4 protein-coding genes are annotated in these 8,858 nt (G+C 63.5%); 1 reads left to right on the top strand and 3 read right to left on the bottom strand.

Translation table 11 applies throughout. The features are described 5' to 3' along the window. Window positions 1–335: 335 nt before the first annotated feature. From QRN59_RS22305 to QRN59_RS22295, 3 genes are read right to left on the bottom strand one after another with little or no spacing between them, the layout of a single operon-like run. On the bottom strand, window positions 336–4,022 hold the full coding sequence (locus tag QRN59_RS22305) for a 1,4-alpha-glucan branching enzyme (RefSeq protein ID WP_284984624.1): 3,687 nt from the start codon (window positions 4,020–4,022) through the stop codon (window positions 336–338). A 1-nt stretch (window position 4,023) separates the two neighbouring features. Next, a complete protein-coding gene (gene treS / locus QRN59_RS22300) occupies window positions 4,024–5,820 on the bottom strand; it encodes a maltose alpha-D-glucosyltransferase (RefSeq protein WP_284984623.1) in 1,797 nt (598 codons plus the stop codon). Window positions 5,821–5,825: 5 nt separating this feature from the next. Further along, window positions 5,826–7,904 carry an alpha-1,4-glucan--maltose-1-phosphate maltosyltransferase gene (locus QRN59_RS22295; protein ID WP_284984622.1) on the bottom strand — a complete coding sequence of 693 codons (2,079 nt, stop codon included), beginning with the start codon at window positions 7,902–7,904 and terminating at the stop codon, window positions 5,826–5,828. A gap of 131 nt (window positions 7,905–8,035) precedes the next feature. Between QRN59_RS22295 and glgP the strand changes: the two genes are divergently transcribed. After that, window positions 8,036–8,858, top strand: an 823-nt coding sequence (glgP, locus tag QRN59_RS22290) for an alpha-glucan family phosphorylase (RefSeq protein ID WP_284984621.1), incomplete at its 3' end; no start/stop codon positions are given.

Here is an 8,858-nt window from a genome sequence, read left to right as displayed (position 1 = left end):
CTTGGCACACTATTGAGTTCTCAAACAACAGACACACCCGGCACCACCCACACCCCACAGGGTCCAGGCTCGCTCCGGAGCAACTTTTCAAACTTACCGGCTGCTTGCCTCCTAGTCAAATCGGCGTTCTTGACTTGATTTTCACGAGGAACTTAGTCAACTTCACCGATCTCCACTGGGGAGCAGCGCGGGTACTAACTATACCACCAGTTCTCCGGGGAGGCAAAACCCCGCCAGGCGGCGTCCTGCGCCTCAGCGGCCGCCTGCAAGATCCACGCAAAGGGCCCGGAAAGCTCAAGGCTTCCGGACCCTTCACCCTCAGACAAGCAGAACAACTACCCCACAGGCGCGAACCAGGAAGCTCCGAGCGGCGGCAAGGTGACGGTCAGTGCAGCAGGCAGTCCTTCCGCCCCTGGTGCGGTGGCAAGCAGTTCACCGCTGTTGATCACACCCGAGCCTCCGTACACGTCGGCGTCAGTGTTGAGCACTTCCTGCCATGCGCCGGCAGACGGGACGCCAAGCACATAGTCCCGGTGCGGGCCTCCCGAGAAATTCACGGCGCACACCAGGGGGTTGCCGTCGTGGTCCCACCGGATAAAGGTCAGTACATTGCGATCCGCGTCCGCACCGTTGATCCACTGGAAACCGCCAGGCTCGTTGTCCCGGACATGCAGGGCCGGCGTCGAGCTGTACAGCGTGTTCAATTCGCGCGTGAGCAATTGCAGTCCGCGGTGCGCGGGAATGTCGGCAAGGAACCAGTCGAGCCCGTGCTGTTCGGACCATTCGGCCTCTTGGCCGAATTCGGTCCCCATGAAGATGAGCTGCTTGCCCGGGTGCGCCCATTGGTAAGCCATGAACGCCCGCAGGTTGGCAAGCTGCTGCCAGCGGTCGCCGGGCATCTTGCGCAGCATGGATCCCTTGCCGTGCACAACCTCGTCGTGGCTGATGGGCAGCAGGAAGTTCTCTGTGAAGGCATAGACCATGGAGAACGTCACCGTGCCGTGGTGCCAGCGACGGTTCACCGGGTTTTCGGAGATGTACTTGAGGGAGTCGTGCATCCAGCCCATGTTCCATTTGAGGCCGAATCCCAGGCCGCCATGGTTGGTCGGTGCCGTGACGCCGGGGAACGCCGTGGACTCCTCGGCAATGGTCACTGCGCCCGGGTGGGTCTTGTAGATCGTGGCGTTCACCTCTTGGAGGAAGGAGATTGCTTCCAGGTTCTCGCGTCCGCCGTGGACGTTGGGGAACCACTCCCCTTCCTCGCGGGAATAGTCCCGGTAGAGCATGGAGGCCACGGCATCCACCCGAAGCCCGTCGATGTGGAATTCCTCAAGCCAGTACAGGGCGTTCGCGACCAGGAAGTTGCGAACCTCCGTGCGGCCGAAGTCGAAGATGAGAGTGCCCCAGTCCGGGTGCTCACCGAGCCGCGGGTCGGAGTGCTCGTACAGTGGTTCTCCGTCGAAGCGGGCAAGAGCCCATGCGTCCTTCGGGAAGTGGGCGGGGACCCAGTCAAGGATGACGCCGATGCCCGCCTGATGCAGTGAATCGACCAGGAACCGGAACTCATCCGGATGTCCGAAGCGCGAGGTCGGAGCAAAGTAGGACGTGACTTGGTAGCCCCATGAACCACCAAAGGGGTGCTCGGCCACCGGCATGAACTCCACGTGGGTGAAGCCAAGCCACTTCACATACTCCACGAGGTCCTTGGCCAGCTCCTTGTACCCGAGGCCAAGGCGCCAGGAACCAAGGTGGACTTCGTAGACGCTCATGGGCGAGTTGTGCGGATCCTTGTTGGCGCGCGCCGTCATCCAGGCGTCGTCCTTGAAGCGGTAGCCGGACTCCACCACGCGTGACGCGGTCAGGGGCGGAACTTCGGTGCCGAAGGCGAGCGGGTCGGCTTTCTCCACCCAATGGCCGGCCTTGGTGAGCAGTTCGAATTTGTAGCACGCCCCTGCTCCAACCCCCGGGATGAAGACTTCCCAGACGCCTGAAGACCCCAGGGAGCGCAAGGCATGCTCACGCCCATCCCAAGAGTTGAAGTCGCCCTTGACGCGGACTGCCTGTGCGTTGGGCGCCCAGACGGCGAAGGAAACGCCGTCCACATCGCCGAGCGGGGAACGGTAGTGCTGGACGTGGGAGCCCAGTGTGTCCCAGAGCCGTTCGTGCCGGCCTTCTCCGATGAGGTGCAGGTCCACCTCGCCGACAGTTGGAAGGTAGTGGTAGGGATCGTTGATCGTCACCGGTGCGGAATCGCCGTACACAACGTCCAGGCGGTAGTCCGGCACGTGGCCGTGCTGCAGCGGTTCGAGGACCGCCACCCAGATCCCGTCCGTCTCGTGGGTCATCGGGGTGGAACCGGCTTCGGTGACTACAGTTACCTCCGCCGCGAGGTGCTTGACCGTGCGGATGGTGACGTGACCGTGGTCGTCAAGGTGGGCGCCCAGCACCGAGTGCGGGGCATGGTGCGCACCAGCGGCCACCCGGCCCAGGGTAGCGGCGTCCACATACAGCGGGACTCGGGGCCGTTCGGTACGTGCTGAGCCTGTCATTTCCTTACCTTCCGATGTCGCCGCGGCGTCCGTGCCGGGGCTCGTGTTTCCGAGGAGCTGCCGCGAAGCATTGACCGGAATGGGCAACCAGTCCGGCCTGTTCCGCAGCTCGTAGATCACCTCGTACAAGGCCTTGTCCAGCCACAATGCCACAAACAGTGGCGATCGGCGGTCAATAGTTCCGGGGGTGATGTCGCTGTAGCCGACCAGGAACGCCTCGGCGCAGTCGTCAACCCACGTGGTGGGAACCCGGGCGCCCGGGTTCTCGCGGATGGCCGCACCGGCTGCGTAGTCGAAGGACCGCAGCATTCCGACGACGTCCCGGAGGGGAACGTCTGGAATGTTACGGTGTTCGATCGGCCTCAGGGGTTCGCCCTCAAAGTCCAGGATCGCCCACCGGCCCGGTTGGCCCGCGGCCCCGGGCACCAAGAGGATCTGGCCCAGGTGAAGGTCTCCGTGGATGCGCTGCAGCGTCCCGGCTTCCTTGCCCGACAGTTGCGTCAGGAGTGCCTCAAGCTGCTGCTCATGGGGCCCGACGGCGGTGCCGGCCTCAGCCCACGACTGGCGGACGCGCCGAGCTACTTCGGGCGCGATGTCCTGACCCGGAACACGTTCCCGGGCGGTTCCGAGGGTTTCCGCGAGCCGCAGGTGCACGGTGGCAGTCGCCTGGCCCAGCTGCCGGGCTTCGGTGGCAAAGTCCTTGCCTGATGCCGCAGCGTCGACGGCGAGGCGCCAAGCGTCCTGCCCGCCGGCGAGGAATTCGTGGGCAACGGCGAAATCCGCCGAGGCTGTGCCGTGCCGGCCCAGGGGTGTCCTTACCTCCCATGTTCCGGTAATCCAGCCAAGGGTAGAGGGCACCTCCTTCGTTCCCGCCGAGGTCAAGGCCGCGCCCACCTCCACCTCGGGGTTCTTACCGACCGACAGGACCCGGAAGATCTTCACGATCGCCGCGGACACGCCGTCGTCGACGATCACTGAAGTATTGGACTGCTCACCGGACGAGACGCGCACGGATCCTGAGGCAGAGGGCAGCCGCAGGCTGCCCGGCACCGTATGACCACTCGCGGTGCACTCCCCCTCTCCGGGCTCGGCGGACACCTGACCCCGGATGAGATCGAGCCATACAGTCACAAAGTCAGGATCGTGTGGGGCGTCGTATACCCAGATAGGCGGGTCCTGCTCGCTTGTTCCACCGATCTGGCCCACCGAAGCAGTTGCCAAGGAGGCCGCGGGCGCGGAGCGGAAGCTGAGCGGTACTTGGATGATGTCAGTCTGCCTCCCCCCGTCGGCCGTGGCGTAGGCGACGGAGATGAGCTGGACCTCCAGGCCGATCCCGGTGTCGGGCGCGGGAAGCCCGAACGAGCCGACGAAATCCAGTTCGAATAGCCCTGCCTTGACCGGAAACCAGCGCTGCCGGGGCAGCCATTCCTTGAGCAGGGAGGCCAGGACCGTGGTGGGCGCCATGTGACTCATGTCAGCCTTCGATGGAGAGCACTGGGATGGCCTGGGTGTACGGCGAGGAGCCGGTGGAGCCCGCCGAACGAATCCGCAGCCAGAAGAAGTCGTGGCTGCCGAGCGTGAGGGTCAGGGAGCCGTCGGCGCCGATTCCCGGGAACGGCTGGCCTCCGAACACGTCCCTTAGGCCCCTTCCGGCGTATTCAGGGATGTCCAAAGTGGTAGCAACCGGATGTTGGGACAAGTTGAAGACGCAAAGGACGGATTCGGCGTCCTCGCCTTCCGGATTGTCCTCGCGGAGCTCGCGCAAATAGGCAAGAACCACCTCGTGGTCTGCCGGAACGTTCCGGTAGCCGCCTAGCCCGAAGACGGCGTGGTTCCTCCGGACGCTCAGGATCTGGCGCGTCCAGCGCAGGAGCGAGCCGGAGTGGGCCGCTTCGGCCTCGACGTTCGCCATGCTGTAGTTGTAGACCAGCGACTGGATGACGGGCAGGTAGAGCTTTCCGGGATCGGCATTGGAGAAACCTGCGTTGCGGTCCGGGTTCCATTGCATCGGCGTGCGGACGGCGTCGCGATCGTCAAGCCAGATGTTGTCTCCCATCCCGATTTCGTCCCCGTAGTACAAGAAGGGGCTGCCGGGCAGGGAAAGCAGCAACGCGTTGATCAGTTCGATCTCGGAGCGGGAGTTGTCCAGCAGGGAAGCGAGCCTGCGCCGGATGCCGATGTTGGCCCGCATACGCGGGTCCGGCGCGTACCAGCCCAGCATGGCGGCACGTTCGTCGGCGGTGACCATCTCCAGGGTGAGTTCGTCGTGGTTTCGCAGGAAGGTACCCCATTGCGCGCCGGCCGGGATTCCCGGGGTATCCCGCAGTGTCTCGATGATGGGAGCGGCTTTCTGGTCGCGGAGCGCGTAGTAAAGGCGCGGCATGATGGGAAAGTGGAAGGCCATGTGGCACTCCGGTTCTTCCTCCGTGCCGAAGTACTCCACGACGTCGTGCGGCGGTTGGTTGGCTTCGGCGATGATCACACGGCCGGGGTAGTTCTCGTCCACCATCTTCCGAAGGTCCCGCAGGAAGCCATGGGTGGCCGGCAGGTTCTCGCAGTTGGTGCCCTCTTCTTCGAAGAGGTACGGGATGGCATCTGCCCGGAAGCCGTCAATGCCTTGGTCCAGCCAGAACTTGACGACGTCGTGAACGGCCTCGATGACCTTGGGGTTCTCGAAGTTCAGGTCTGGCTGGTGGCCGAAGAAGCGGTGCCAGAAGAACTGCCGGCGGATCGGATCGAACGTCCAGTTCGACTCTTCCGTATCCACGAAGATGATGCGCGCGTCCTGGTACTTCTCGTCGGTGTCACTCCATACGTAGAAGTCGCCGAACGGGCCGTCCGGGTTCTTGCGTGACTCCTGGAACCAAGGGTGTTGGTCCGAGGTGTGGTTCAGCGGCAGGTCGATGATGACTCTGACGCCCCTCGCATGGGCTTCGGCCACGAGCCGCTTGAAGTCGCTGATGGTGCCGAACTCGTCCAACACCGACGTGTAATCGGAAATGTCGTAACCACCGTCGCGCAAAGGCGAATCGAAGAACGGCGGCAGCCACAAACAATCCACTCCGAGCCACTGCAGATAATCCAGTTTGTCGATCAGTCCGTGGAAGTCACCGGAACCGTCGCCATTCGCATCCGCGAAGGCCCTTACCAACACTTCGTAGAAAACAGCCTTCCGATACCAATGAGGGTCATGTTGAAGACCCGGGGCATTCAGCTCGAAAGTGTTCTTCGGCGTGAAGTACTGACTTTGACCCTGCGGATTAAAGCTCACTAAGGCTACCTCCGGATATTGAGAATGTGTGCCGGTTCTACATGGGCGTCCAGCCGGACGTAGTTGTACTCGCCCCACTCCCAGCTTTCGCCGCTGACCAAATCATCCACCCAGAACCGCCCGTTGGCGGTGAAGTCGGATGGATCCAGCGAAAGAGCGGAGAGATCCAGGGTCACAGTGCTTTCCCGGGTGCCGTGGGGATCGACGTTGACCACAATGATCAAGGTGTCCTTGCTGCCGTCGGGCAAGGTCTTGTGCTTGGAGAACACGATGGTGGCGTCATCCGTGCTGTGATGCAACGTCAGGTTCTGCAGGTCACCCAGGGCTGGGTGGGCCTTCCGGATGGCGTTAAGCCGCGTGATGTACGGGGCGAGACTGTGCCCGGAAGCCGCTGCGGCATCCCAGTTGCGGTCCTTGAACTCATATTTCTCGTTGTCGATGTACTCTTCGGCACCGGGACGCGCCACATGCTCGTACAGCTCGAATCCGGCGTACACGCCCCAGAGCGGGCTGGCGGTGGCTGCCAGTGCTGCGCGGATGCGGAACGCGGCCGGACCGCCGTATTGGAGGTACTCGGTGAGGATATCCGGGGTGTTGACGAAGAAATTGGGTCGGAAGTACGCCGGAGATTCGTGGCTGACCTCCTGGAAATACGATTCCAGTTCGGTTTTGGTGTTCCGCCACGTGAAGTACGTGTACGACTGTTGGAATCCTGCCCGGCCGAGTGCGTGCATCATCGCGGGGCGGGTGAACGCCTCGGCGAGGAAAACGACGTCGGGGTACTTTTTGTTGACCTTGCCGATCAGCCATTCCCAGAACCACACCGGTTTGGTGTGGGGGTTGTCCACACGGAAAATCTTCACGCCGTGGCTCACCCAGAGGAAGACGATCCGCAGGATCTCCTTGGACAGACCCGCAGGATCGTTGTCGAAGTTCAGCGGGTAGATGTCCTGGTACTTTTTGGGCGGGTTTTCGGCGTAGGCGATGCTGCCGTCCACGCGAGTGGTGAACCATTTAGGATTGGTCTTCACCCAAGGATGGTCCGGGGCGGCCTGCAGCGCCAAGTCCAGCGCCACTTCGAGGCCCAGCTCGTTGGCGCGCGCCACAAAACCGTCGAAATCCTCGAACGATCCCAATTCCGGGTGGATGGCGTCGTGGCCGCCTGCTTCGGAGCCGATGGCCCACGGCGAGCCGGGATCCTGCGGACCCGGCGTCAAGGTGTTGTTGCGTCCCTTGCGGTGCTGGAAACCGATCGGGTGGATGGGCGGCAGGTAGATGACGTCGAAGCCCATGTCCGCAACGGCGTCGAGCCTCTTGGCCGCCGTCGTGAAGTTGCCTGAGGTCCACGTTCCCGTGGTGGGGTCGAAAACGGCGCCTTCGGAACGGGGGAAGAATTCGTACCAGGCCCCGCGTCCGGCGAGGTCACGCTCCACGAGGAGCGGGTATTGTTCCGAGACGGTCACCAGTTCACGGATCGGCTGGCGCTCGACGACGGCTGCGACCTCTGCGCTGAAGCCAGCGGCAAGGCGCTCCTCGGCAGTCTTCGAAGTATCGGCGAGGCCTTCAGAGGCAGCGCGAAGGATGCGCTTGTCCGCCCCGTTTCTCGTGCCTTCGCCGGCCGCTTCCGCGAGCAGGGCGACGCCCTCGGCCAGCATCAGCTCCACGTCGATGCCGGCCTCGACCTTCACTTCCGCGTTGTGGTGCCACGTGCCGTAGCGGTCGTGCCAGGCCTCGACTGCGAAGGTCCAGGCTCCGGGCGCGGTGGGGGTCAGCAAACCCTCCCAACGGTCGGTTCCCTTGCCACGCTCACCCGGGGCCGGGGCGAGCCGGACACGTTGGCGTTCTTTGCCTTTGGGGTCCAGCAGGACGGCGCTCACCCCCAGCTGGTCGTGGCCCTCACGGAAGACCGTGGCGCCAACCACCAAATCTTCACCAGGCAAGGCCTTGGCCGGGAACCGGCCTTCCTCGATCACGGGCTGCACAGCCGTGATGGGGAATCTGCCGAACCTGAGACCTTCGGTGATACCGGTCTTCTGCTTGGACTTGGATGCTGAGCTGGATCGCGGTGCTGCAGTAGTGGTCACAACCTCGACGTTAGCGAGAAAAATCACATTTTGCGAAGAGGTACCCCAGACTCTTCCGCGCAATGTGTCATTTACCTAAAAGAAACCGAAAGCTGTTCCTGCTGTCTACCGAGTGGATTAGTGTGACGCTCGTGAAGGCAATTCGAAGGTTTACCGTCCGTACCCTGCTCCCCGAGCCGATCCGGCCACTGGCGCGTCTCGCCACGAATCTGCGCTGGTCGTGGCACCGGCCTACCCGTGAGCTCTTTGCGAGCCTTGACCAGGAATTGTGGGAGGAGAGCCGCCACGATCCAATAAGCCTCCTCGGATCAATCAGCCGCGATCAGCTGGACCAACTTGCTTCCAACAATGAACTTGTAGAGCGTGTCCAGCACGCGGCTGCGGACCTGGACCGGTACCTGAGTGAGCCGCGGTGGTACCAGGGCCTGGGTCCGGACGCTCCGGCGTGCATCGCGTACTTTTCCCCGGAGTTCGGCATCACGGAGGTGCTTCCGCAGTATTCCGGCGGCCTCGGGATCCTGGCCGGGGACCATCTGAAGGCCGCTTCGGACCTGGGTGTGCCGCTGATCGGCGTCGGGCTGCTCTACCAGGCGGGCTACTTCAAGCAGTCCCTGTCCCGGGACGCCTGGCAGCAGGAAACCTACCCGGTCCTTGACCCGGACGGCCTGCCCTTGACGCTGTTGCGTGAACCGTCCGAGGACGGCACCGGCAAGCCAGTGACGATCTCGCTGCCGCTGCCCAACGGACGCAAGCTCAACGCGCACATCTGGCGGGCCGACGTCGGGCGCGTGCCGCTGCTGCTGCTCGATTCCAACGTTCCGGCCAACGACGACGCCGCGCGCGGGATCACGGACCGCCTCTACGGCGGCGGCGGTGACCACCGCCTGCAGCAGGAACTGCTGCTGGGCATGGGCGGGGTGAAGGCGCTGCGCGTCTACCAGCGCCTCACGGGCT

Source organism: Arthrobacter sp. efr-133-TYG-118, from assembly GCF_030209755.1.
GTDB lineage: Bacteria > Actinomycetota > Actinomycetes > Actinomycetales > Micrococcaceae > Arthrobacter.
This window is presented reverse-complemented; position numbering and strand designations above follow the sequence as displayed.

Excerpts from the sequence above, each read along its gene's own strand:
- QRN59_RS22305 (WP_284984624.1), bottom strand. The coding sequence starts at position 4,022 with ATGAGTCACATGGCGCCCACCACGGTCCTGGCCTCCCTGCTCAAGGAA.